The sequence below is a fragment of the Pseudomonas sp. MF6396 genome, assembly GCF_002018915.1.
GTDB classification, from domain to species: Bacteria; Pseudomonadota; Gammaproteobacteria; order Pseudomonadales; family Pseudomonadaceae; genus Aquipseudomonas; species Aquipseudomonas palmensis.
Window position 1 is genome coordinate 188,503 of sequence record NZ_MVOK01000003.1, and the last position, 21,496, is coordinate 209,998.

General features: G+C 64.5%; 22 protein-coding genes. 15 read left to right on the forward strand and 7 right to left on the reverse strand.

The annotated features are described in order from the left end of the window. Positions 1-170 precede the first annotated feature (170 nt). Complete coding sequence (locus MF6396_RS04215) at positions 171-323, forward strand: DUF3309 family protein (RefSeq protein WP_010224169.1); 153 nt, start codon at positions 171-173, stop codon at positions 321-323. A 68-nt stretch (positions 324-391) separates the two neighbouring features. Here the strand turns inward: MF6396_RS04215 and MF6396_RS04220 are convergent, their stop codons facing one another. The 3 genes from MF6396_RS04220 to MF6396_RS04230 all read right to left on the reverse strand — a co-directional run bounded on the left by MF6396_RS04220 (position 392) and on the right by MF6396_RS04230 (position 3,398). After that, on the reverse strand, positions 392-2,050 hold the full coding sequence (locus tag MF6396_RS04220) for a cation acetate symporter (RefSeq protein ID WP_043862654.1): 1,659 nt from the start codon (positions 2,048-2,050) through the stop codon (positions 392-394). Beyond that, the gene (locus MF6396_RS04225) at positions 2,047-2,358 is read right to left on the reverse strand and encodes a DUF485 domain-containing protein (protein WP_043862653.1); all 312 of its coding nucleotides are present in this window, start codon (positions 2,356-2,358) and stop codon (positions 2,047-2,049) included. The genes MF6396_RS04220 and MF6396_RS04225 overlap by 4 nt, the downstream gene beginning before the upstream one ends. Before the next feature lie 191 nt (positions 2,359-2,549). Continuing rightward, the gene (locus tag MF6396_RS04230) at positions 2,550-3,398 is read right to left on the reverse strand and encodes a glycine betaine ABC transporter substrate-binding protein (RefSeq protein ID WP_054915868.1); all 849 of its coding nucleotides are present in this window, start codon (positions 3,396-3,398) and stop codon (positions 2,550-2,552) included. A gap of 176 nt (positions 3,399-3,574) precedes the next feature. On the opposite strand from MF6396_RS04230, the gene MF6396_RS04235 reads away from it, so the two are divergent. Next, positions 3,575-5,128, forward strand: a complete 1,554-nt coding sequence (locus MF6396_RS04235) for a glycoside hydrolase family 17 protein (protein WP_078479781.1) — start codon at positions 3,575-3,577, stop codon at positions 5,126-5,128. 93 nt (positions 5,129-5,221) lie between these two features. On the opposite strand, the gene MF6396_RS04240 is transcribed toward MF6396_RS04235, so the two are convergent. Continuing rightward, positions 5,222-5,584: a hypothetical protein gene (locus MF6396_RS04240; protein WP_043862650.1), complete on the reverse strand. Its 363-nt coding sequence runs from the start codon at positions 5,582-5,584 to the stop codon at positions 5,222-5,224. A gap of 240 nt (positions 5,585-5,824) precedes the next feature. Between MF6396_RS04240 and MF6396_RS04245 the strand changes: the two genes are divergently transcribed. Next, complete coding sequence (locus MF6396_RS04245; protein ID WP_043862649.1) at positions 5,825-7,123, forward strand: serine/threonine protein kinase; 1,299 nt, start codon at positions 5,825-5,827, stop codon at positions 7,121-7,123. Continuing rightward, the gene (locus MF6396_RS04250; protein WP_054915870.1) at positions 7,116-7,901 is read left to right on the forward strand and encodes an MlaA family lipoprotein; all 786 of its coding nucleotides are present in this window, start codon (positions 7,116-7,118) and stop codon (positions 7,899-7,901) included. The genes MF6396_RS04245 and MF6396_RS04250 overlap by 8 nt, the downstream gene beginning before the upstream one ends. A 3-nt stretch (positions 7,902-7,904) precedes the next feature. On the opposite strand, the gene MF6396_RS04255 is transcribed toward MF6396_RS04250, so the two are convergent. Next, complete coding sequence (locus tag MF6396_RS04255) at positions 7,905-9,071, reverse strand: patatin-like phospholipase family protein (RefSeq protein ID WP_043862647.1); 1,167 nt, start codon at positions 9,069-9,071, stop codon at positions 7,905-7,907. Between the two features lie 114 nt (positions 9,072-9,185). Further along, positions 9,186-10,106, reverse strand: coding sequence for a lipid A biosynthesis lauroyl acyltransferase (locus tag MF6396_RS04260; protein WP_043862646.1), 921 nt, complete (start codon positions 10,104-10,106; stop codon positions 9,186-9,188). 120 nt (positions 10,107-10,226) lie between these two features. Here MF6396_RS04260 and minC point away from each other — a divergent pair, with 120 nt between their 5' ends. From minC to MF6396_RS04290, 7 genes are all read left to right on the forward strand, one after another. Continuing rightward, positions 10,227-10,979, forward strand: a complete 753-nt coding sequence (gene minC / locus MF6396_RS04265) for a septum site-determining protein MinC (protein ID WP_370409160.1) — start codon at positions 10,227-10,229, stop codon at positions 10,977-10,979. A gap of 98 nt (positions 10,980-11,077) precedes the next feature. Next, entirely contained in the window at positions 11,078-11,890 is an 813-nt protein-coding gene (gene minD / locus MF6396_RS04270) for a septum site-determining protein MinD (protein WP_043862644.1), read from the forward strand. Positions 11,891-11,893: 3 nt separating this feature from the next. After that, on the forward strand, positions 11,894-12,148 hold the full coding sequence (gene minE / locus MF6396_RS04275; protein WP_019693048.1) for a cell division topological specificity factor MinE: 255 nt from the start codon (positions 11,894-11,896) through the stop codon (positions 12,146-12,148). A 96-nt stretch (positions 12,149-12,244) separates the two neighbouring features. Next, positions 12,245-12,880, forward strand: a complete 636-nt coding sequence (locus tag MF6396_RS04280) for an RluA family pseudouridine synthase (protein ID WP_054914663.1) — start codon at positions 12,245-12,247, stop codon at positions 12,878-12,880. A gap of 145 nt (positions 12,881-13,025) precedes the next feature. Continuing rightward, positions 13,026-14,315, forward strand: coding sequence for a M18 family aminopeptidase (locus tag MF6396_RS04285; RefSeq protein ID WP_078479782.1), 1,290 nt, complete (start codon positions 13,026-13,028; stop codon positions 14,313-14,315). A gap of 170 nt (positions 14,316-14,485) precedes the next feature. Further along, a complete protein-coding gene (locus MF6396_RS28770; protein WP_167400231.1) occupies positions 14,486-14,650 on the forward strand; it encodes a hypothetical protein in 165 nt (54 codons plus the stop codon). 47 nt (positions 14,651-14,697) lie between these two features. Further along, positions 14,698-16,866 (forward strand): mechanosensitive ion channel family protein, encoded by a 2,169-nt coding sequence (locus MF6396_RS04290; protein ID WP_054914665.1) that lies wholly within the window; start codon positions 14,698-14,700, stop codon positions 16,864-16,866. Here the strand turns inward: MF6396_RS04290 and MF6396_RS04295 are convergent. Beyond that, positions 16,863-17,576 (reverse strand): UTRA domain-containing protein, encoded by a 714-nt coding sequence (locus tag MF6396_RS04295; RefSeq protein ID WP_043859984.1) that lies wholly within the window; start codon positions 17,574-17,576, stop codon positions 16,863-16,865. The two genes, MF6396_RS04290 and MF6396_RS04295, sit on opposite strands and share 4 nt — an antisense overlap. A 346-nt stretch (positions 17,577-17,922) precedes the next feature. Here MF6396_RS04295 and MF6396_RS04300 point away from each other — a divergent pair, with 346 nt between their 5' ends. The 4 genes from MF6396_RS04300 (at position 17,923) to MF6396_RS04315 (ending at position 21,496) form a co-directional block, all read left to right on the forward strand. Then, complete coding sequence (locus MF6396_RS04300) at positions 17,923-18,987, forward strand: ABC transporter substrate-binding protein (protein ID WP_043859983.1); 1,065 nt, start codon at positions 17,923-17,925, stop codon at positions 18,985-18,987. A 79-nt stretch (positions 18,988-19,066) separates the two neighbouring features. Further along, complete coding sequence (locus MF6396_RS04305; RefSeq protein WP_054914666.1) at positions 19,067-19,873, forward strand: alkaline phosphatase family protein; 807 nt, start codon at positions 19,067-19,069, stop codon at positions 19,871-19,873. Further along, positions 19,852-20,712: an ABC transporter permease gene (locus tag MF6396_RS04310; protein WP_177332933.1), complete on the forward strand. Its 861-nt coding sequence runs from the start codon at positions 19,852-19,854 to the stop codon at positions 20,710-20,712. The genes MF6396_RS04305 and MF6396_RS04310 overlap by 22 nt, the downstream gene beginning before the upstream one ends. Further along, the gene (locus MF6396_RS04315) at positions 20,699-21,496 is read left to right on the forward strand and encodes an ABC transporter permease (protein ID WP_054914667.1); all 798 of its coding nucleotides are present in this window, start codon (positions 20,699-20,701) and stop codon (positions 21,494-21,496) included. Before MF6396_RS04310 ends, MF6396_RS04315 begins: the two co-directional genes overlap by 14 nt.

A 21,496-nucleotide genomic window follows, 5' to 3' on the forward strand; every position in this document is an offset into this window, starting at 1 on the left:
CGACGCCCACGCTGTATCAGGATGCTGAATGGCGCGGGCAAACACATATCGAACTAAACTTTTAGTTGCCTGTGGGAGTCCGATTTAACAGGCGGACATGAACGTCATGACCGAAGAGATGGATCGCAACTGCATACGCTGATTACCGTACTCAACAAAAGGACTCTGCCATGGGCACCATACTTATCATCATCCTGATTTTGCTGTTGATCGGTGGCTTACCCGTTTTCCCGCACTCCAGAAGTTGGGGCTACGGCCCGTCCGGCATCATTGGTACCGTGCTGATCATCCTGTTGATCCTGTTGTTGCTCGGCAAGATATAGAAACCCGGGGGTGCAATGGCCCCCACATAAAAAAACGGCCCGAAGGCCGTTTTTTTATTGCTCAGGACTCAGTGCGAAACAGCACCGCTTGCCCCCAGGCCGGTTTGCGACCGGACAAACTGCGGGAAGAACAGCGCACGCTCGTCATCCGCTGCCTTGGACTTGTCGGTAACCGAGAAGAACCAGATACCGGCAAAGGCAATCAGCATCGAGAACAGCGCCGGGTACTCATACGGGTAGATGGCTTTCTCGTGACCCAGGATCTGCACCCAGATGGTCGGACCGAGCACCATCAGGCCCACCGCACTTACCAGCCCCATCCAGCCGCCGATCATGGCGCCACGGGTGGTCAGCTTCTTCCAGTACATCGAAAGCAGCAGTACCGGGAAGTTGCAGCTGGCCGCGATCGAGAACGCCAGGCCGACCATGAACGCGATGTTCTGGCTTTCGAACAGGATACCCAGGCCGATGGCCAGCACACCCAGTGCGACGGTGGTGATCTTCGACACGCGGATCTCGTCCTTGTCGTTGACCTTGCCCTTGCGCCATACGCTGGCATACAGGTCATGGGACACCGCCGAGGCACCGGCCAGGGTCAGGCCGGCAACCACTGCCAGGATGGTGGCGAAGGCCACTGCCGAGATGAAGCCCAGGAAGATGCTGCCGCCCACGGCGTCGGCCAGGTGCACCGCAGCCATGTTGTTGCCGCCCAGCAAGGCGCCTGCTGCGTCCTTGAAGTCCGGGTTGGTGCTGACCAGCAGGATCGCGCCGAAGCCGATGATGAAGGTCAGGATGTAGAAGTAGCCGATGAAGCCGGTTGCATACAGCACGCTCTTGCGCGCTTCCTTGGCGTCGCTCACGGTGAAGAAGCGCATCAGGATGTGCGGCAGGCCAGCGGTACCGAACATCAGCGCCAGGCCCAGCGAGAACGCGGAGATCGGGTCTTTGACCAGGCCGCCCGGGCTCATGATCGCCTCACCCTTGGGGTGAACCTTGATCGCCTCGGAGAACAGCGCATTGAAGTCGAAGTTGACGTGCTTCATCACCATCAGCGCCATGAAGCTGGCACCGGACAGCAGCAGCACCGCCTTGATGATCTGTACCCAGGTGGTTGCGAGCATGCCGCCGAACAGCACGTACATGCACATCAGGATACCCACCAGGATGACCGCCACGTGGTAGTCCAGGCCGAACAGCAGCTGGATCAGCTTGCCGGCGCCGACCATCTGCGCGATCAGGTAGAACGCCACCACCACCAGCGAGCCGGAGGCTGACAGGGTGCGGATCTGCTTTTGCCCGAGGCGATACGAGGCCACGTCGGCAAAGGTGTACTTGCCCAGGTTGCGCAGGCGTTCGGCGATCAGGAACAGAATGATCGGCCAGCCCACCAGGAAGCCGATCGAGTAGATCAGGCCGTCGTAACCGGAGGTGTATACCAGTGCGGAAATACCCAGGAAGGAGGCTGCCGACATGTAGTCGCCGGCAATCGCCAGGCCGTTCTGGAAGCCCGTGATTCGCCCGCCTGCGGCGTAGTAGTCAGAGGCCGACTTGTTACGCTTTGAAGCCCAGTAGGTGATGCACAGGGTGGCACCGACGAAGGCGACGAACATCAGGATCGCCGAGACGTTCAGGGGTTGTTTGTGCACCTCGCCGGTCAGGGCGTCGGCGGCCCAGACGGCAGGCGCGAAAGCGCCAAAGGCCAGTGTTGCCAGTAGACGCCGGATCATTGCTGAGCCTCCTTCAGGATCGCGTTGTTCAGCTCGTCGAACTCACCATTGGCACGACGTACGTAGATGCCGGTCAGCACGAAAGCCGAAACGATCAGACCCACACCCAGCGGGATACCCCAGGTAATCGAGGAGCCGGGGCTGAGCTTGGCACCCAGAATCTGCGGGCCGTAGGCAATCAACAGGATAAAGGCGGCGTAGAGGCCGAGCATGATCGCCGAGAGAATCCAGGCGAAGCGTTCACGTTTTGAAACCAGCTCCTTGAACCGCGGGCTGTTTTGTATCGAGAGATAAATGCTGTCGTTCATTGTTTTTGTCCTCGCAGCACAGATTGGGTAGTACCACGCCACTTTATGCTGCCTTGGGACGCACTCCAGACGACCTTAGTCTTAGATGTAAAACTCTTTTACCGGCTACGTAACAGCCGCCCATGCAAAGGGCCGCGCGGTGGCAAAACACCGCGCGGCCCTGGAAGGTGCCAGATAGAGGCCTCAGGCCATTATTTTGCGGTCCACTCGGCGACCCGCTCGGGGTGCTTGGCGACCCACTCCTTCGCCGCAGCGTCCGGCTTTGCGCCTTCCTGAATGGCCAGCATGACTTCGCCGATCTCGTCCTTGGATTGCCACGAGAACTTCTTCAGGAACGCTGCGACTTCCGGCGCCTTCGTATCGAGTTCCTTGCTGCCGATGCTGTTGACCGTCTCGGCGGCGCCGTACACGCCTTTGGGGTCTTCGAGAAAGCGCAGCTTCCACTTGGCGAACATCCAGTGCGGCACCCAGCCGGTGACCACGATGGGCTGCTGCTTGGCGTAGGCGCGCCCCAGTTCAGAGGTCATGGCAGCGCCGGAGCTGGCCTGCAGCTTGTAGCCGGCAAGGTCGTAGTCCTTGATCGCCTGGTCGGTCTTGAGCATCACCCCGGACCCGGCGTCGATGCCGACGATCTTCTTCTTGAAGCCGGCATCGCTTCCGAGGTCGGCGATCGACTGCGCCTTGACGTATTCGGGCACGATCAGGCCAATCCTGGCGTCCTTGAAGTTGGGGCCGTAGTCGACCACGTTGTCCTTGTTCTTGGCCCAGTATTCGCCATGGGTCACCGGCAGCCAGGCCGACAGCATCGCATCGAGCTTTCCGGTGGCCACCCCCTGCCACATGATGCCGGTGGCCACCGGCATCAGCTTGACGTCATAACCGAGCTTCTGCTTGATCACCTCGGCCGCCACATGGGTGGTCGCCACGCTGTCGGACCACCCATCGACGTAGCCGATGCTTACTTCCTTGGCCATGGCCAGGCTGGTGCCCATGGCCAGTATCAGGGCAGTGCCCGCCCCCAGGAGTCGTCGCATTTTCATCAAAGCATCCCCTCGTCACGTCACGGAACCTGCATCATCAACCGCCACTGGCGGCCAACCTGCTCTGTCAGCGACGTCGAAACATCGAGAAACGACATCACAACGCCAGCCAGGCCCGCTACCGGCCGGCATTTGCAGGTAGTATTGGCGGCTTTGTTTCCTGACCGGTCCGCGCCATGCCCTCGACTGCCCGCTTCCCGCTGCTGCCCTACCTGTTTGCCTGCCTGCTTGGCCTGTTCGCGTTGGGCGGGCTCTGGTACGGGCTCGGCAAGCCGGTATCGCTGCCGGACGCCGCCAGCCCCACGCACAAGTTGCAATGCGTCTCCTACACGCCCTTCGACAAGGACCAGTCGCCGTTCGACCAGCCCTTCAGCCTGCGCCCGGAGCGCGTGGAGGCTGACCTCGCCCTGCTTGCACAGCGCTTCGAATGCATCCGCACCTACTCGATGACGGGCCTGGAAGCGATCCCGCAGCTGGCGCGCAAGTACGGCCTGAAGGTGATGTTCGGGGCCTGGGTGAGTGCCGACCCGCTGGTCACGGCCAAGGAGATCAAGGCCCTGATCGCCACCGCCAATGCCAACCCGGACATCACCCGCGCCGTGATCGTGGGCAACGAGGTGCTGTTGCGCAAGGAAGTGACGGGCGATCACCTGGCCGATCTGATCCACCAGGTGAAAAGCCAGGTGCAGGTACCGGTGACCTACGCCGACGTGTGGGAGTTCTGGCTGCAGCACCCACAGATCGCGCCGCAGGTGGACTTCGTGACCATTCACCTGCTGCCCTACTGGGAAGATGATCCCAAGGGCATCGACGAAGCGCTGGCCCACGTTGGCGAGATCCGCCAGGTGTTCGGCAACCGCTTCGCGCCCAAGGACGTGATGATCGGCGAAACCGGCTGGCCCAGCGAAGGGCGCCAGCGCGAGACCGCCCTGCCCAGCCGGGTCAACGAAGCGCGCTTCATTCGCGGGTTCGTCGCCATGGCCGAGCAGAATGGCTGGCATTACAACCTGATCGAAGCCTTCGACCAGCCGTGGAAGCGCGCCAGCGAAGGCGCGGTGGGCGGTTACTGGGGGCTGTACGATGCCGACCGGCAGGACAAGGGCATACTCGAAGGCCCGGTGAGCAACCTGCCGTTCTGGCCGCAGTGGCTGGGCATCGGCGTGCTGCTGTTCGCCGCCACCCTGGCCCTGGCCGGGCCGGTGCGCGGCGTGCGTGGCGCCCTGGCGCTGCCCTTGCTGGCCGCACTGGGGGCCGCCAGCCTGGGGTTGTGGGGCGAGCTGGTACGGGTCAACAGCCGCTTCGTTGGCGAGTGGTTGTGGGCCGTGCTGCTGGCGGGGCTCAACCTGGTGGTACTGGCCCATGGCGCGCTGGCGCTGGCACAGCGCAGTGGCTGGCGTGAGCGCCTGTTCGCCTGGCTGCAGGCGCGTGCCGGCTGGTGGGTGATGGCGGCCGGCTTCGCGGCGGCGGTGAGCATGCTGGCGCTGGTGTTCGACCCGCGCTACCGCAGCTTCCCGAGCCCGGCGCTGGTGCTGCCGGCGGTGGTGTACCTGCTGCGACCGGTGCGGGTAACGCGCGCCGAGGTGGCCTTGCTGACCTTCATCGTCGGCGCCGGGATTGCGCCGCAGCTGTTCATCGAGGGCTTGAGCAGCCAGCAGGCGCTGGTGTGGGCCCTGGTGAGCGCGCTGATGACCGCGGCGCTGTGGCGCTGCCTGCGGATCAGGCAGGGCTGAGCGTCGGCTCTTCGCCGGCAAGGCCGGCTCCTGCAGGGACCGCGTTGAACCCGATAGGCGCCGGCCTTGCCGGCGAACGATACAGCGTGAGCCTCAGGCCGTGCGCCGCACCAGCCGCAACCCCGCCAGCACCAGCGCGAACGCCGCCAGGCTCACGGTGTACAGCGCCAGTGCCGGCAGCCCGAACACCAGTGACAGCACCGCCAGCCACCAGCCGGCCCGACGCGGCACCAGCGTCGCCACCACGGCCAACCCCAGGGCGACCCAGCCCAGCACCCGCAAGTGGATCATCAGGCCCAGCGTGGCGCGCAACTGGCACTCCCAGCTCACCTGGGGCGAGCTGCACACACCGACCCACCTGACATCCTCCATGAAGCCGTAACGCACCCCATAGCAGGCCGCAGCCCACAGCGACAGGCACACAAGCAAGGCAATCAGCGGCAAACGGCGGGACATGACAACTCCGGAAACAGGAAAACGGCGCCCAGCATAATCCCCCACCGGGCCTGTGCAAGGCAAAAGCGGCGGCCTGAGCTACTTTTATCAGCAAAGAAACAAAACCCGCTGTTGCCCTGGCACTGGCCAGCACGGCAACATCGGGGACGGTAAATGCCGGGGCACAAGGCAACTTTGCCGATAGCACGAGTGTCCTAGCCTGCAGTACACACTTTGCCTTGCCTTTCCTGGGGATCCGTCATGCTTCGATCACTGCGCCTTGCTGCCCTGCTGGGTGGCCTCTTGATGAGTGCGGCCGCGTCTGCGGTGGATGTCGATGCGGCCACCTATGGCTACCCGCTGACCAATCCCTTCGAGGCGACGATCGCCTCCACACCGCCCGACCTGCGCCCCGAACTGCCGACCGACGATGACATCGATCAGTCCGACTACAGCCTCAACCTGCGCCCCGAACGCGAGTTCACCCTTCCGGACAACTTCTGGGCGGTCAAGAAGCTGCGCTATCGCCTGGCCCGACAGGACCACGAGGCGCCGCTGATCTTCCTGATCGCCGGTACCGGCGCGCCCTACACCAGCAGCCTCAACGAGTACCTCAAGCGCCTCTACTACAAGGCCGGCTACCACGTGGTGCAGCTGTCCTCGCCTACCAGCTTCGACTTCATCAGCGCCGCCTCGCGCTTCGCCACCCCGGGCGTGAGCGCCGAAGACGCCGAAGACCTGTACCGGGTGATGCAGGGCGTGCGCGCCCAGCACCCGCGCCTGCCTGTCAGCGAGTACTACCTCACCGGCTACAGCCTCGGTGCCCTCGACGCAGCCTTCGTCAGCCACCTGGACGAAACCCGGCGCAGCTTCAACTTCAAGCGCGTGCTGCTGCTCAACCCGCCGGTCAACCTCTACACCTCGATCAGCAACCTCGACAAGCTGGTGCAGACCGAGGTCAAGGGCGTGAACAACAGCACCACCTTCTATGAACTGGTGCTGACCAAGCTCACGCGCTACTTCCAGCAAAAAGGCTACATCGACCTCAACGACGCACTGCTCTACGACTTCCAGCAGTCGCGCCAGCACCTGAGCAACGAGCAGATGGCGATGCTGATCGGCACCTCGTTCCGCTTCTCGTCCGCCGATATCGCCTTTACCTCCGACCTGATCAACCGCCGCGGCCTGATCACCCCGCCCAAGTACCCGATCACCGAAGGCAGCAGCCTCACGCCGTTCTTCAAGCGTGCGCTGCAATGCGACTTCGACTGCTACCTGACCGAGCAGGTCATCCCCATGTGGCGCGCCCGCACCGATGGCGGCAGCCTGCTGCAGCTGATCGACCAGGTGAGCCTGTATGCCCTCAAGGACTACCTGCAAAACAGCCCGAAAATCGCCGTGATGCACAACGCCGACGATGTGATCCTGGGCCCCGGCGACATCGGCTTTCTGCGCAGCACCTTTGGCGACCGCCTGACCCTGTACCCGCATGGCGGGCACTGCGGCAATATCAATTACCGCGTCAACAGCGACGCGATGCTGGAGTTTTTCCGTGGTTAAAAAACTTCTGATCGTGACGGCGTTGCTCGCCGCAGGCCTGGTACAGGCCGATGAGATCCCGGCGCGAGCCAGCGTGATCGAAGCCGACGGCTTCACCGATCCGCTCAAGGAACTCAAGTTCAACCCCGGCCTGGACCAGCGCGAGTTCGAGCGTTCGACCCTGACCGCGCTGAACGTTTACGACCCGTTCGAGTCGGTGAACCGCCGGCTGTACCACTTCAACTACCGCTTCGACCAGTGGGTGTTCCTGCCGGTGGTCAATGGCTACCGCTACATCACCCCAAGCTTCGTGCGCACCGGGGTCAGCAACTTCTTCAGCAACCTGGGCGATGTGCCCAACCTGCTCAACAGCCTGCTGCAGTTCAAGGGCAAGCGCTCGATGGAGATCACCGCGCGCCTGCTGTTCAACACCACCCTGGGCGTCGCCGGCCTGTGGGACCCGGCGACCAAGATGGGGCTGCCGCACCAGAGCGAAGACTTCGGCCAGACCCTGGGCTTCTATGGCGTGCCGGACGGCCCGTACCTGATGCTGCCGATCCTGGGCCCGTCGAACCTGCGCGACACCGGCGGGCTGGTGGTGGACTACAGCGCCGAGAACTGGATCAACTTCCTCAACATGGCCGAGGTCAGCAGCGACAACCCGGAGGTCTGGGTACTGCGCGCCATCGACAAGCGCTATACCACCAGCTTTCGCTACGGCCAGCTGAACTCGCCGTTCGAGTATGAAAAGGTGCGCTACGTGTACACCGAGGCACGCCGCCTGCAGATCGCCGAGTAGCGCTCAGGGCCGGGGCAGCGGCAGGCCGAGAAAGCGGCACAGCTCGCCCTGCTTGGTCAGCGCGTCGCGCCGGCCCAGTTCGATCAGCTCGCTGCAATACCCGGCTTCGAACAACAGGTAGCTGAGCACCCCGGCGCCGCTGGTCTTGGTCGCCCCCGGGCCGCGCAGGAACATGCGCAGCGCGGCGGGCAGTTCACGCCGATGGCGGGCGGCGATCTCGTCCAGCGGCTGGCTGGGCGCAACCACCAGCACCTCCACCGGGGCCAGGCCCAGGCGCCGGGGCTGCACGTCGCTGGGCAGCAGGTGGCTCAGGTGGTTGAGCCGCTGCAACAGCTCCAGGTCGTCTTCCAGGCTGTCGATGAACGTGCTGTTGAGCAGATGCCCGCCGATCTGCGCCAGGCTCGGCTGCTTGCCGCTGAACACCCGCTCGCGTGGATCACCCGGCGTCGGCCCCTGGGGGTTGCCGCTGACCCCCACCACCAGCACGCGGTTGGCGCCCAGGTGCAGCGCCGGGCTGATCGGCGCCGACTGGCGCACCGCACCGTCACCATAGAATTCGTGGCCCAGCCTGATCGGCGCAAACAGCAACGGGATGGCCGAACTGGCCAGCAGGTGCTCGACGCTCAGGCGGGTCGGCATGCCGATGCGTCGATGGCGCAGCCACGGGTCGATGGCGCCCTTGCCCTGGTAGAAGGTCACCGCCTGGCCCGACTCGTAGCCGAACGCGGTCACCGCCACCGCGCGCAGGTGCTGCTGGTCGATGGCATGGCCGATGCCGTCCAGGTCCAGGTGCTGGTTGAGCAGTTTGCGCAGCGGCGAGCTGTCGAGCAGCGCCACCGGTACCTGGGCCCCCAGGCCCAGCAGGCTGTGGCCGACGAAACGGCTGGCCTGGCGGATCACCCCGGGCCAGTCGCTGCGCAGTACCTGGTGGCTGCGAAAGCCCTGCCAGAAGCCGGTGAGGCGGCGGATGGCGTCGGCAAAATGCATCGCACCGCTGGCCAGGGTCACCGCATTGATGGCCCCGGCCGAGGTGCCGACGATCACCGGGAACGGGTTGCCGGCGCCGGCGGGCAGCAGGTCGGCGATGCCGGCGAGCACGCCGACCTGGTAGGCGGCACGAGCGCCACCGCCCGAGAGGATCAGGCCGGTGACCGGTTGGGGTGCTGGCATGGGGTACTCCCTGAATTCTGTGTCGCCGCCTTCGCCGGCAAGGCCGGCTCCTACCGGTACCGCACACCTATGTAGGAGCCGGCATTGCCGGCGAAAGCCACACCGCGATTCGTCCTAGTACAGCTTGGGCGCCCCCGGCGGGCGCGACTTGAAGCGTCGGTGTGCCCACAGGTACTGCTCGGGGCATTCACGCAGCACCGACTCGATCCACTGGTTGATGCGCAGGCAGTCGGCCTCTTCGCTCTCCCCCGGAAAATCCTGCAGCGGCGCATGGATCACCAGCCGGTAGCCACTGCCGTCCGCCAGGCGCTGCTGGGTGAACGGGATCACCCGCGCCCGCCCCAGGCGGGCGAACTTGGTGGTGGCGGTCACGGTAGCCGCCTCGATCCCGAACAGCGGCACGAACACGCTCTGCTTGGCGCCGTAGTCCTGGTCGGGCGCATACCAGATGGCGCGCCCCGAGCGCAGCAGCTTGAGCATGCCGCGCACGTCCTCGCGCTCCACGGCCAGCGAGTCGAGGTTGTGCCGCTCGCGCCCGCGGCGCTGCACGAAGTCGAACAACGGGTTCTTGTGCTCGCGGTACATGCCGTCGATGGTGTGTTCCTGGCCCAGCAGCGCCGCACCGATCTCCAGCGTGGTGAAGTGCAGGGCCATCAGGATGGCCCCCTGCCCGTCACGCTGCGCCGCCTGCAGGTGCTCCAGCCCCTCGATGTGCGCCAGGCGCGCCAACCGGGCCTTTGGCCACCACCAGCTCATGGCCATTTCGAAGAAGGCGATGCCGGTGGAGGCGAAGTTTTCCTTGAGCAGACGGGTTCGTTCGACAGACGGTAATTCGGGGAAACACAGTTCCAGGTTGCGCGCAGCAATGCGTCGACGGTCACCGGCAACACGGTACATCAGCGCGCCCAGCAGGCGGCCCAGCACCAGCAAAGCCCGGTAGGGCAGCTGCACGATCAGCCACAGCAGGGCCAGGCCCAGCCACAGCGGCCAGAAGCGTGGATGAAGAAAATAAAGGCGAAAACGCGGGCGATCCATTAAACATTCCGCAAAGACGATGGCCGGGCATTCTACAACGGTTCGCTGCGGGTTGCGGCTAACCGGCGTTCTCGTTATAAGTCTGAGCACTTTTTCGTAACAAGCTGCCTTATGCCAACCATGAGCCAAACCCAGACGCCAGACCAAGCCCCCGTGTTCCAGCTCAAGGGCAGCATGCTCGCCATCACGGTGCTCGAGCTTGCGCAGAACGACCTCGAAGGCCTCGATCGGCAACTGGCGGCCAAAGTCGCCCAGGCCCCCAACTTCTTCAGCAACACCCCGCTGGTGCTGGCGCTGGACAAGCTGCCGGCCGGCGAAGGCGCGGTCGACCTGCCCGGGCTGATGCGCGTATGCCGCCACCATGGCCTGCGCACCCTGGCCATTCGCGCCAGCCGTATCGAGGACATCGCCGCCGCCATTGCCATCGACCTGCCGGTGCTGCCGCCGTCCGGTGCCCGCGAACGTGCGCTGGAGCCTGCGGTGGAGGTGCCACCGGCGCCCAAGCCAGAGCCGGCCCCGGCCCCGCCGCCGGAGCCTGCGGTAAAACCGACAAAAATCATCACCTCGCCGGTGCGTGGCGGCCAACAGATCTATGCTCAGGGCGGCGACCTGGTGGTACTGGCTTCGGTCAGCCCCGGTGCGGAACTTCTGGCCGATGGCAACATCCATGTTTACGGCGCGATGCGCGGTCGCGCCCTCGCCGGTATCAAGGGCAACACCAGGGCACGTATTTTCTGCCAGCAGCTGACCGCCGAAATGGTCTCGATCGCCGGGCAGTACAAGGTGGCCGAAGACCTGCGTCGCGACCCGTTGTGGGGGGCCAACGTGCAGGTCAGCCTGTCCGGTGACGTGTTGAACATCACCCGTCTTTAACGGATACTTGCCGCCATTTTCAGCGCAACTTTTCCATATGTTGCCGGTTTGGATATTTCTGGGACCTCAACGTCCTTTTTCTTTAGGGGTGATACACCTTGGCCAAGATTCTAGTGGTTACATCCGGCAAGGGTGGTGTGGGTAAGACCACCACCAGCGCCGCTATCGGTACCGGCCTCGCATTGCGCGGCCACAAGACGGTCATCGTTGACTTCGACGTCGGCCTGCGTAACCTCGATCTGATCATGGGCTGCGAACGCCGCGTGGTGTACGACTTCGTCAACGTGGTCAATGGCGAAGCCAACCTGCAGCAGGCCCTGATCAAGGACAAGCGCCTCGAGAACCTGTACGTGCTGGCCGCCAGCCAGACCCGTGACAAGGATGCGCTCACGCTCGAAGGCGTGGAGCGGGTCCTGATGGAGCTCAAGGAGCAATTCGAATACGTGGTCTGCGACTCGCCGGCCGGTATCGAGAAAGGCGCCCACCTGGCCATGTACTTCGCCGACGAAGCCATCGTGGTGACCAACCCGGAAGTCTCCTCGGTACGTGACTCGGACCGCATGCTGGGCCTGCTGGCCAGCAAGTCGCGCCGTTCCGAACGCAACGAAGACCCTATCAAGGAACACCTGCTGATCACCCGCTACCATCCAGAGCGCGTGAGCAAGGGCGAAATGCTCGGTGTCGAGGACGTCAAGGAAATCCTCGCCGTCGCGCTGCTGGGCGTGATCCCCGAATCCCAGGCGGTGCTCAAGGCATCCAACCAGGGCGTGCCGGTGATCCTCGACGACCAGAGCGATGCCGGCCAGGCCTACAGCGACACCGTCGACCGCCTGCTGGGCAAAACCGTGGAACACCGGTTCCTCGATGTACAGAAGAAGGGATTCTTCGAGCGCCTGTTTGGAGGCAACTGACCAATGAACCTTTTTGACTTCTTTCGTGCCAACAAAAAAGTAAGCACCGCGTCGGTCGCGAAAGAGCGTCTACAGATCATCGTGGCGCACGAGCGCGGCCAGCGCAGTACTCCGGACTACCTGCCAGCCTTGCAGAAGGAACTGGTCGAGGTGATCCGCAAGTACGTCAACATCGGCTCGGATGATGTGCACGTCGCTCTGGAGAACCAGGGCAGCTGCTCCATCCTGGAACTCAATATCACCCTGCCCGATCGTTGATCGGCGCACAGGGGTAACCTGCCACGGCGGCGGCCGGGCCCGGGCTCATACAGCCCGGGCCCGGCCGCCGCCGTTGGCGTTTGCAGAGAACACGCAATGCCGCTGTCCAACGTTCACATCCTTCACCAGGATGCCGCCATCCTGGTGGTCAACAAGCCGACCCTGCTGCTGTCCGTGCCGGGGCGCGCCGACGACAACAAGGATTGCCTGATCACCCGCCTGCAGGAAAACGGCTACCCCGACGCCCTGATCGTGCACCGTCTGGATTGGGAAACCTCGGGGATCATCCTGCTGGCGCGCGACGCCGACAGCCACCGCGAGCTGTCGCGCCAGTTCCATGACCGTGAAACCGAGAAGGCCTACACCGCACTGTGCTGGGGCCAGCCTGCGCTGGACAGCGGCAGCATCGACCTGCCGTTGCGCTACGACCCGCCCACCAAGCCACGGCACGTGGTGGACCACGAGCAGGGCAAGCATGCGCTGACCTTCTGGCGCATCGTCGAGCGCTGTGGCGATCATTGCCGGGTGGAGCTCACGCCGATTACCGGGCGTTCACACCAGTTGCGCGTGCACATGCTGTCGATCGGGCATCCGCTGCTGGGGGATCGACTGTACGCCTACCCCGAGGCCCTGGCGGCGCATGAGCGGTTGTGCCTGCATGCCAGCATGCTGAGCTTCACCCACCCGGTGAGCGGCGAACGACTGCGCTTCGAGTGCCCGGCGCCGTTCTGATACACCGCGGCGCGGCCATCGCGGGTCAGCCCGCTCCCACAACGATCACCCTGAACGCTGTGGGAGCGGGCTTGCCCCGCGATAGGGCCCACGCAAATCCGTGATCAATACGTTAAACTCGCGCCACTGCTGTCTGGAGTGACCTATGCGCGATGCACTGAACCAAGGCCTGATCGACTTTCTCAAGGCCTCCCCCACGCCGTTCCACGCCACCGCCAGCCTGTCGCAGCGCCTCGAGGCCGCCGGCTACCAGCGCCTGGACGAACGTGACAGCTGGGCCACCACGCCCGGCGGACGCTACTACCTGACCCGCAACGACTCCTCGATCATCGCCATCAAGCTCGGCCGCCATTCGCCGCTGCTCGACGGCATTCGCCTGGTCGGCGCCCACACCGACAGCCCCTGCCTGCGCGTCAAGCCACAGCCCGAACTGCAACGCCAGGGCTTCTGGCAGCTGGGCGTGGAAGTCTACGGAGGCGCCCTGCTGGCCCCCTGGTTCGACCGCGACCTGTCGCTGGCCGGGCGCGTGACCTTCCGCCGCGACGGCAAGGTCGAAAGCCAGCTGATCGACTTCAAGCAGCCCATCGCGGTGATCCCCAACCTGGCGATCCACCTCAACCGCAGCGCCAACGAAGGCTGGGCGATCAACCCGCAGACCGAGCTGCCACCGATCCTGGCCCAGGTGGCCGGTGACGAGCGCGTCGACTTTCGCGCCCTGCTCACCGAGCAACTGGCCCGCGAACATGGCCTGAACGCCGACGTGGTGCTGGACTACGAGCTGAACTTCTACGACACCCAGGACGCCGCCGTGGTCGGCCTGCATGGCGACTTCATCGCCGGCGCGCGGCTGGACAACCTGCTGTCGTGCTACGCCGGCCTGCAGGCCCTGCTGGCCGCCGACAGCGACGAGACCTGTGTACTGGTGTGCAACGACCACGAAGAGGTCGGCTCCAGCTCCGCCTGCGGCGCCGACGGCCCGATGCTGGAACAGACCCTGCGCCGCCTGCTGCCCGACGGTGACGATTTCGTCCGGGCCATCCAGCGCTCGCTGCTGGTGTCGGCCGACAATGCCCACGGCGTGCACCCCAACTACGCCGACCGGCACGACGGCAACCACGGGCCCAAGCTCAACGCCGGCCCGGTGATCAAGGTCAACAACAACCAGCGCTACGCCACCAACAGCGAAACCGCCGGTTTCTTCCGCCACCTGTGCATGGCCGAGGAAGTGCCGGTGCAGAGCTTCGTGGTGCGCAGCGACATGGGCTGCGGCTCGACCATCGGCCCGATCACCGCCAGCCACCTGGGTGTGCGCACGGTGGACATCGGCCTGCCGACGTTTGCCATGCACTCGATCCGCGAGCTGTGCGGCAGCCAGGACCTGGCGCACCTGGTCAAGGTGCTGACCGCGTTCTACCTGAGCCGCGATCTGCCCTGACCTGACAGGCCTGCGCCCACAGCACTGCGGTGATCGCCAAACAGGCGCCGTACCTGTGGGCGCTGGCTTGCCAGCGAAGAGGCCACGACTGACCCCCATCAACCCGCGCGCAAACATTTGGCGCTATGCTTGCCCATCATTACACCTCCTACAGCATAAGGACCTTGCGCATGTCCGAGTTTCAAACGATGTTCCTCCCGGTGATCGCCGGGTTGATCCTGCTCACCGTCGGCTTCAGCATGCGCGAGCGCAACAGCGGGGTGCTGATGATGTGGATCGGCATGCTGGGCATCCTGGGCATCATGGTGTGGAAGATCCTCGAGAAACTCACCTGACAAATGCTCTACACTCGGGCGATTGAGTGTTCGAGGTTGATCGTCCGGTGCCTGCCTTCCTGCGTTTCCTGTCCCTGCTGCTGATTCTGTTCCTGCCCCTGGGCCACGCACACGCGGCCGGCCTTCCGGGCCTGCTTGGCGGTTCGAGCAAACCCCAGCCCGAGGCGACTGAACCCCTCGCGCAATCGCTCGACGATGTCATCAAGAACCTCGAGAACGACCAGCAACGCAGCAAGCTGCTGGCCGACCTGAAGAAGCTGCGCGACGCCACCAGGCAAGCCCAGCCCAGTGCCGAGCAAGGTGTGCTGGGCCTGATCGGCACCACCTTCAACGAACTGGAAAAGCAGTTCAGCGGCGAGGCCAGCCCGTTCAACCGCTGGAGCCGCGAACTGGAACTGGCCCAGATCGAGCTCAGTGCGCGGGTGGTGCCGGTGCATGAATGGCCGACGATCCTGTTCGGTTTCGCCGCCATCATCGCGCTCTGGAGCCTGCTGGCCTACGCGCTGAACTGGGTCAGCCACCAGGTGCGCCTGCGCTTCGGCCTCACCGAAGAGCTGCCGCAACACCCGCGCACCTGGGACCTGGTGCGCTTCGCCCTGCGCAAGCTCGGGCCTTGGCTGGTGGCGCTGATCATCACCGTGTACCTGAGCTTTGCCCTGCCCTCGTCGCTGGGCAAGTCGATGGCCATGGTACTGGCCTACGCCCTGGTGGTCGGCACCTGCTTCTCGGCCATCTGCGTGATCGCCTTCTCGCTGCTCGATGGCCCGCACCGCCACCGCGCCCTGTACATCCTGCGCCACCGCGCGTTCCGTCCGCTGTGGCTGATCGGCAGCTTTGCCGCCTTCGGCGAGGCGATGAACGACCCACGCATGGCCGCCGCCCTGGGCGACCACCTGGCGCACACCCTGGCGACCCTGGCCAACATTCTGGCGGCGCTGTCCACCGGGCTGTTCATCCTGCGCTTTCGCCGCCCCATCGCGCACCTCATTCGCAACCAGCCGCTGTCTCGGCGCCTGACGCGCCGCGCCCTGAGCGACACCATCGAGATCCTCGGCACCTTCTGGTACCTGCCGGCCCTGGTGCTGGTGGGCATTTCGCTGTTCGCCACGTTCGTGTCCGCCGGCGACACCAGCACGGCCCTGCGCCAGTCGCTGATGTGCACGGTGCTGGTGGTGATGTGCATGGTGGTCAATGGCCTGGTGCGCCGCCATGCGCTCAAGCCGCAGCGGGCCAACCGGCGCCAGGCGGTCTACGCCGAACGCCTCAAGAGCTTTGGCTACACCCTGGTGCACCTGCTCATCTGGCTGGTGTTCATCGAGCTGGGCCTGCGGGTATGGGGCTTCTCGCTGATCGGTTTCACCGAGGGCGAAGGCCACGAGGTGGCGGTGCGCGTGTTCGGCCTGGCCGGTACGCTGATCGCCGCCTGGCTGGTGTGGATCCTCAGCGACACCGCCGTGCACCACGCACTGACCCGCTCGCGCAAGGGCCTGGCCAATGCCCGTGCGCAAACCATGATGCCGCTGATCCGCAACGTGCTGTTCGTGGCCATCTTCATCATCGCGGTGATCGTGGCCCTGGCCAACATGGGCATGAACGTCACGCCGCTGCTGGCCGGTGCCGGTGTGATCGGCCTGGCCATCGGCTTTGGTGCGCAATCGCTGGTAGCCGACCTGATCACCGGCCTGTTCATCATCATCGAGGACTCCCTGGCCATCGATGATTATGTGGATGTAGGCGGCCACCTGGGGACCGTCGAAGGCCTGACCATCCGTACCGTGCGCCTGCGCGACATCGACGGCATCGTGCACACCATCCCGTTCAGCGAGATCAAGAGCATCAAGAACTACTCGCGCGAATTCGGCTACGCGATCTTCCGCATCGCCATCCCCTACAACATGAGCATCGACAAGGCCATCGGCCTGGTTCGCGACGTGGGCCAGAAGATGCGCAGCGATCCGCTGCAACGGCGCAATATCTGGTCGCCGCTGGAGTTCCAGGGGGTGGAGAGCTTCGAGTCCGGCTCGGCGGTGCTGCGCGCGCGCTTCAAGACCGCGCCGATCAAGCAATGGGAGGTGTCGCGGGCATTCAACCTGGCGCTCAAGCGCCAGCTCGACGAAGCCGGGCTGGACCTGGCTACCCCGCGTCTTTCGGTGCAGGTGGTGACCGCCGGCGGTGGCCCCGCGCAGGACACCGCCCCCGCCGACAGCAACGCCTAGCCCGCCTCGGCCACGATGCGAATCGCATCGTGGCGCCAGTACTCCAGGTCGCAGTCGATCAGCCGCCCGTGCTGGTCGCTGTTGACCCGGGTGATATGCAGGCCGGCACTGCCGGCCGACACCTTCAGCGCCATCGCCGCCGCTACCGGCAACGCGGTGGGCAGCGTCTCGAAACGCACCCGGCCATAGGCGATGCCGTAGTGCAGCGCGTACAGCTCGGTCAGCGACTGGCTCAGGTCGAAATCCAGAATCCCGGCAAAGTACTCGGGGTTGAGGTAATGCTCGGCATAGAGCACCGCGCGCCCATCGATACGCCGCAGGCGGCAGATCTGGATCACGCTGGACAGCGCCGGCAATTGCAGGCGCGCACAGATCGCCGCCGGCGCCGGCTGCAGGCGGGCCGACAACAGTTCGGTAGCCGGCTGTCGGCCCTGGTCGCGCACCATGGCGTGGAAGTGGCTGCGCTCGATCAGGTCATAGCTCAGGCGCTGGGGCGCCACGAACCAGCCACGGCGTTCCTCGCGGTAGATCAGCCCGCAGGCCTCCAGTTGCACCAGCGCCTCGCGCAGGGTGATGCGCGTGGTATCGAACACCTCGCTGAGCTTGCGTTCGGCCGGCAACTTGCAGCCGGGCGCCAGCAGGCCATGCTCGATCTGCTCTTGCAGGGCATTGCATATGGCTGTTACTGCACGCGTGGGCAGTCGATGCATCAAGGGTTACCTATCTGGACTAGTCCAGCCTGGTGCGTGTGCCAGAACGGCGCAGCGAAGATGGCCGGGCGGAGTAACCAAAGCCTAGGCAATCCACATGAACGGCACATGACAGCGCGCCGGACGGTCACGCACAGGCCCGGTCGAGCGCGGTCAAGGCGTTGCGGATCAAGCACTTGAAACTGGTCTACGCTCTATTTTCAGGGCCGCTGCACACACCTGGCGCGGCGTCTTCGACATCAAACTGTCATGCAACCGGCCTACCTTGGCTCGGGTATTGCTGACCTAGACCAACCGAATCGAAACCCTCTCAGCGTTTTGCACGGCACCCATCAAGGAGCTTCGGATGAAACAGCTTTTTCTGGCCTCACTGTTAGGCACCAGTATTGCCCTGTGCACCTCGGCCATGGCCGCGGACACCGACCTCAAGGCCCTCGAGGACGCCGCCCGCAAGGAAGGCGTCGTCAACAGCGTCGGCATGCCCGATGCCTGGGCCAACTGGAAGGGCACCTGGGCGGACCTGGCGAGCAAGTACGGCCTCAAGCACATGGACACCGACATGAGCTCGGCCCAGGAAGTGGCCAAGTTCGATGCCGAGAAAGACAACGCCAGCGCCGATATCGGCGACGTCGGCGCCGCCTTCGGCCCCATTGCGCTGGCCAAGGGCGTGACCCAGCCGTACAAGCCCAGCACCTGGGAGCAGATACCGACCTGGGCCAAGGACCAGGACGGACACTGGGCACTGGCCTATACCGGCACCATCGCCTTCATCATCAACAAGCAGCTGGTCAAGGAAGAAGACATTCCCAAGACCTGGCACGACCTGGAAAAGGGCAAGTACAAGGTCGCCATCGGTGACGTCGGCACCGCTGCCCAGGCGGCCAACGGCGTACTGGCTGCAGCCATTGCCTACAAGGGCGACGAGTCCAACATCGAGCCGGGCCTGCAACTGTTCACCAAGCTGGCCCAGCAGAAGCGCCTGTCGCTGGCCAACCCGACCATCCAGACCCTTGAGAAGGGCGAGATCGAGGTCGGCGTGGTGTGGGACTTCAACGGCCTGAGCTACCGCGAGCAGATCGACCCGAAACGCTTCGAGGTACTGATTCCGTCCGACGGCTCGGTGATGTCCGGCTACACCACCATCATCAACAAGTACGCCAAGCACCCGAACGCCGCCAAGCTGACCCGTGAATACATCTTCAGCGATGCCGGGCAGACCAACCTGGCCATCGGCCATGCGCGGCCGATTCGTGCCGAGCACCTGAAGCTGCCGGCGGACGTGCAGGCCAAGCTGCTGCCCAACGAGCAGTACGCGCCGGCGCAGCCGATCAAGGATGCAGCGGCATGGGAAGCCACCTCCAAGGCCCTGCCGCAGAAGTGGCAGGAGCAGGTCATCATCGAGATGGAGTGAAACCATCGCGGGTCAGGCCCGCTCCCACAAGGAGCGGGCCTGACCCGCGATGTGGTCATCGCTGTCACCGGAGCCACCCATGAACCACAACGTCATCCTCGTCATCCTCGACGGCCTCAACCACCAGGTGGCCCACCACGCCATGGGCCACCTGCATGCCTATGTAGAAGCAGACCGCGCCGCCCTGTACCGCCTGGAATGCGAACTGCCGGCACTGTCGCGACCACTCTACGAATGCATCCTCACCGGTGTGCCACCGATTGACAGCGGCATCGTGCACAACAACGTCACGCGCCTGTCCACCCAACGCAGCATTTTCCACTACGCCCGCGACGCCGGGCTGAGCACCGCCGCCGCGGCCTACCACTGGGTCAGCGAGCTGTACAACCGCTCCCCTTTCGAACCGCTGCGTGACCGCCACACCCATGCGCCGAAACTGCCGATCCAGCATGGCCTGTTCTACTACGCCGACCACTACCCCGACTCGCACCTGTTCGCCGACGCCGAGTACCTGCGGCGCAAGCACGCACCGAACTTCCTGCTGGTGCATCCGATGAACATCGACGATGCCGGGCACAAGCATGGCCTGGACAGCAGCCAGTACCGCAACAGCGCACGCAGCGCCGATATCCTGCTGGCCGACTACCTCAGCACCTGGCTGCAGGACGGCTACCAGGTGCTGATCACCGCCGACCACGGCATGAACAACGACCGCTCGCACAACGGCGTGTTGCCCGAGGAGCGCGAAGTGCCGCTGTTCGTGTTCGGCGACCGGTTCAGCCTCGACCCGGCCGCCAAGCCCCTGCAGACCGAACTGTGCGGCACCGTATGCGAACTGCTCGGCATCCCCCACGACAAGCCGGTATGCCGGGAGCTGCTCTCGTGAACTCGATCACCCGTGGCAAATGGCTGGCGCTGTTGTGCCTGCTGCCCTTCGCGGTATTTTTCATCATCTTCCAGATCGCCCCGCTGACCTGGGTGGCCGTGCACAGCCTGCAGGCCGAAAGTGGTTGGGGCCTGGACAATTTCAGCAAGGTGCTGGGCTCGAAGTTCTACCGCCAGGCCATCCAGCACAGCCTGGAGATCAGCTTCTGGTCGAGTCTGTTCGGCATCCTGATCGCCATCCTGGGCAGCTATTCGCTGCGCAAGGTGGACTCGCGCCTGCGCGACTTCGTCAACGCCTTCGCCAACATGACCAGCAACTTCTCCGGCGTGCCGCTGGCCTTCGCCTTCATCATCCTGCTTGGCTTCAACGGCGCGCTGACCCTGCTGCTCAAGCAGGCCGGGATCATCGAGGACTTCAACCTCTACTCCAAGACCGGGCTGATCATCCTCTACACCTACTTCCAGATCCCGCTGGGCGTACTGCTGCTGTACCCGGCGTTCGACGCCCTGCGCGAAGACTGGCGCGAATCGGCCGCCCTGCTGGGCGCCAGCGCCTGGGACTACTGGCGCCTGATCGGCCTGCCGGTGCTGACCCCGGCGCTGCTGGGCACCTTCGTGATCCTGCTGGCCAACGCACTGGGCGCCTACGCCACGGTGTACGCACTGACCACCGGCAACTTCAACGTGCTGCCGATCCGCATCGCCGCGCTGGTGTCCGGCGACATCTCGTTGGACCCGAACCTGGCCAGCGCGCTGGCGATGATCCTGGTGGGGCTGATGACCCTGGTCACGCTGGTGCACCAGTGGCTGTTGAAGAGGAGCTACCATGTCTCGCGCTGAATCGGGCCCGGCCGGGCTCTACCACCGCGTGGTGGTGTACGTACTGTTCGTGATCCTGCTGCTGCCGCTGGCCGGCACCCTGCTCTATTCGTTGTCCACCAGCTGGTCGGCCAGCCTGCTGCCCAGCGGGCTGACCTTCAAGTGGTACCTTGCGCTGTGGAGCGAGCCGCGTTTTCTGGCCGCCTTCGGCCAGTCGCTGCTGGTGTGCGTGGGCGCGCTGGTACTGTCGGTGCTGCTGATCCTGCCGCTGCTGTTCGTGGTGCACTACCACTTCCCCAGGCTCGACGCACTGATGAACATCCTCATCCTGCTGCCCTTCGCGGTGCCGCCGGTAGTGTCGTCGGTGGGGCTGCTGCAGCTGTATGGCTCGGGGCCGATGGCGATGGTCGGCACGCCGTGGATTTTGATCGGCTGCTATTTCACCGTGGCCCTGCCCTTCATGTACCGCGCCATCACCAACAACCTGCAGGCGATCAACCTGCGCGACCTGATGGATGCCGCCCAGTTGCTGGGGGCCAACACCTGGCAGGCCGCGTTTCTGGTGGTGCTGCCCAACCTGCGCAAGGGCCTGATGGTGGCGCTGCTGCTGTCGTTCTCGTTCCTGTTCGGCGAGTTCGTGTTTGCCAACCTGCTGGTGGGCACCCGCTACGAGACGCTGCAGGTGTACCTGAACAACATGCGCAACAGCAGCGGGCACTTCAACAGCGCGCTGGTGATTTCCTACTTCCTCTTCGTGCTGGTGCTGACCTGGGCAGCCAACCGCCTGAACAAGGACAAGACCTGA

Coding starts and splice junctions, on each gene's coding strand:
- MF6396_RS04260 (WP_043862646.1), bottom strand. CDS start 10,106: ATGGATCGCCCGCGTTTTCGCCTTTATTTTCTTCATCCACGCTTCTGG.
- MF6396_RS04215 (WP_010224169.1), top strand. CDS start 171: ATGGGCACCATACTTATCATCATCCTGATTTTGCTGTTGATCGGTGGC.
- MF6396_RS04240 (WP_043862650.1), bottom strand. CDS start 5,584: ATGTCCCGCCGTTTGCCGCTGATTGCCTTGCTTGTGTGCCTGTCGCTG.
- MF6396_RS04310 (WP_177332933.1), top strand. CDS start 19,852: ATGCCGGGAGCTGCTCTCGTGAACTCGATCACCCGTGGCAAATGGCTG.
- MF6396_RS04295 (WP_043859984.1), bottom strand. CDS start 17,576: ATGCATCGACTGCCCACGCGTGCAGTAACAGCCATATGCAATGCCCTG.
- MF6396_RS04305 (WP_054914666.1), top strand. CDS start 19,067: ATGAACCACAACGTCATCCTCGTCATCCTCGACGGCCTCAACCACCAG.
- MF6396_RS04315 (WP_054914667.1), top strand. CDS start 20,699: ATGTCTCGCGCTGAATCGGGCCCGGCCGGGCTCTACCACCGCGTGGTG.
- MF6396_RS28770 (WP_167400231.1), top strand. CDS start 14,486: ATGTCCGAGTTTCAAACGATGTTCCTCCCGGTGATCGCCGGGTTGATC.
- MF6396_RS04220 (WP_043862654.1), bottom strand. CDS start 2,050: ATGATCCGGCGTCTACTGGCAACACTGGCCTTTGGCGCTTTCGCGCCT.
- MF6396_RS04285 (WP_078479782.1), top strand. CDS start 13,026: ATGCGCGATGCACTGAACCAAGGCCTGATCGACTTTCTCAAGGCCTCC.
- minC (WP_370409160.1), top strand. CDS start 10,227: ATGAGCCAAACCCAGACGCCAGACCAAGCCCCCGTGTTCCAGCTCAAG.
- MF6396_RS04225 (WP_043862653.1), bottom strand. CDS start 2,358: ATGAACGACAGCATTTATCTCTCGATACAAAACAGCCCGCGGTTCAAG.
- MF6396_RS04245 (WP_043862649.1), top strand. CDS start 5,825: ATGCTTCGATCACTGCGCCTTGCTGCCCTGCTGGGTGGCCTCTTGATG.
- MF6396_RS04235 (WP_078479781.1), top strand. CDS start 3,575: ATGCCCTCGACTGCCCGCTTCCCGCTGCTGCCCTACCTGTTTGCCTGC.
- MF6396_RS04300 (WP_043859983.1), top strand. CDS start 17,923: ATGAAACAGCTTTTTCTGGCCTCACTGTTAGGCACCAGTATTGCCCTG.
- minE (WP_019693048.1), top strand. CDS start 11,894: ATGAACCTTTTTGACTTCTTTCGTGCCAACAAAAAAGTAAGCACCGCG.
- MF6396_RS04280 (WP_054914663.1), top strand. CDS start 12,245: ATGCCGCTGTCCAACGTTCACATCCTTCACCAGGATGCCGCCATCCTG.
- MF6396_RS04230 (WP_054915868.1), bottom strand. CDS start 3,398: ATGAAAATGCGACGACTCCTGGGGGCGGGCACTGCCCTGATACTGGCC.
- MF6396_RS04255 (WP_043862647.1), bottom strand. CDS start 9,071: ATGCCAGCACCCCAACCGGTCACCGGCCTGATCCTCTCGGGCGGTGGC.